An 892-nucleotide genomic window follows, 5' to 3' on the forward strand; every position below is an offset into this window, starting at 1 on the left:
TGCTATGCGTGTGTTTTGAAGGTGCTTTTTGGTCTACCTTTTCCTCAACTTCCATCATGGCTTGATCAATTTTGGTCAAGTTTTCCCGCAAGATGGGGAATTCAGAACTGATAAAACGCCCTTCTTTAGGCAATTCCATCTCAAGCTTTTTTGTTTTTTCCATGTCTGTTCTCCAAGTTTCTAAAGCAGCCCAAAATCCCATCCTTTATCAAAGTAGGTGTCACAAAATGCCAGCGCCAAAATCACTCACCATTGACCGCGCTGCTGGTCCACCGGTAAGCGTGAGTTTTAAGCGCGCCTGTTTAGCTGTTTTGTCGCTGCTTACAAATTTTCGCTCTGTCCAAAGCGGCTCGGATAACTGCTCTGTTTCCTCTAATGTGAGAGGAGTAAAAGCACCATCATCCAGCTGCATCTCTAGGGAGAAGGTTGCTCCACCAGGCAAAAAGGTTTTGATATAGCTGGTCAACCTTGCCTTTTCCCCAAAGGCAAAAGCACGGGTGACATAAGTGGCTGTTTTATGGATCTTTCCCGCAATCAATTGCACGGGAGCAAATAAAACCGGTGAGAGTTTCTCTGTGCCTTTGAGAATAGCGCGGAGCTTAATTTTTTCACTGATATATTCAGTAAGGCTTAGCAATTGAAAGGGCAAGAGTTGATAAACCGTGCCGTTGTTTCTCTCAATTTCAAAGATGACAGAACAATCACTTGAAGGCAATTCAATGGCTGCACGCACTTGCAAATCAGAGCAGTCAACAAGATCAAAACTGCCAAGATCAATGGTTTTTTCTGTTTGTGTGTAGCGTGCTGCCAACACGCGAAAGGCTAAAGCCTCATCTTGATGGGCGGTCCAGCTCTGCGCATTGACAGAAGAAAAGCGTGGACCGGTCACATA

General features: G+C 45.0%; 2 pseudogenes. Both read right to left on the reverse strand.

Going from position 1 to position 892, the window contains the following annotated elements:
- Window positions 1-163: pseudogene (locus tag J7R10_RS10375) on the reverse strand (Bgr_08870 family protein); the annotation flags it as partial.
- A 57-nt stretch (window positions 164-220) separates the two neighbouring features.
- Window positions 221-892, reverse strand: a pseudogene (locus tag J7R10_RS08275) (DUF4815 domain-containing protein); the annotation flags it as partial.

Source organism: Bartonella vinsonii subsp. berkhoffii ATCC 51672, from assembly GCF_902825225.1.
GTDB lineage: Bacteria > Pseudomonadota > Alphaproteobacteria > Rhizobiales > Rhizobiaceae > Bartonella > Bartonella berkhoffii.